Source organism: Actinokineospora spheciospongiae, from assembly GCF_000564855.1.
GTDB classification, from domain to species: domain Bacteria; phylum Actinomycetota; class Actinomycetes; order Mycobacteriales; family Pseudonocardiaceae; genus Actinokineospora; species Actinokineospora spheciospongiae.
In genome coordinates, this window is record NZ_AYXG01000012.1 from 1 (window position 1) to 798 (window position 798).

1 pseudogene is annotated in these 798 nt (G+C 77.4%); it reads left to right on the plus strand.

From position 1 onward, the window contains the following. Positions 1-581: 581 nt before the first annotated feature. Positions 582-798: pseudogene (locus UO65_RS01600) on the plus strand (hypothetical protein); the annotation flags it as partial.

Below are 798 nucleotides of genomic sequence, written 5' to 3' on the forward strand. Positions count from 1 at the left end.
CCCCACCCAAGCACATCCACCCACCCGGGCATTCTGGCGCCGGGCTGGCGGTTGCGAGGGTGGTCGGCCGCTGCGCCGCTGACGGCTCGGGGTGGCTGGCCGCCAGGCCGCCGGTTGGTGGGGTGGTTGGCGGCTGCGCCCGGTGGGGCTTGGCGTGGCTGGCCGCCGGATCGTCAGGTGGGTGGGGGTCGCTGGTGGATCGCCCGGTTGGTGGGGTGGCTGGTGGCTGCGCCCGGTGGGTTCGGCGGGCGGGGTTGGCTGCCCGGCCGGCGGTTGCCGGGGTGGTTGCGGGCTGTGCCTGCGGGGTCGGCTGGGCGGCCGCCGGGCCGGCGGTGTGCTGGGTGGCTGGTTGTCGCTGCGCCTGGTGGGGTCGGCGTGGACGGCCGCCCGGCCGCAGGTTGGTGGGGTGGTCAGCGGCTGTGCCTGGGGGGAGCGGGCGGTTGGTGATGGGGCCGGCGGTTTTCGGGGTGGTCGTCATCGCTTTGTCGCCTTGATCCGCATTTCTGGCCGGATACGCGCGGAGGCCGCCACCCCGTGGTCGGGGTGGCGGCCTCCGCGCGTGCGGTTGTTACGGGGTGGCGGTGACGCTCGAACCGGCGGCGCTGCCCGACGTGGTCGGGGCGGGGGAGCCTGCCGGGGTGGTCGTGGCCGGGGCGCACGGGTCCGGGGCCGTGGTGGGCGCGGCCGAGGTGGTCGGCGGGGCGCTCGGGGACGTGGTGGAGCACCCGGGGGTGCTCGTCGTCGGCGGGGCCGTGGTGGGGGGCGTGGTCGTGACCGGGGGGACCGTGGTGGACGGCG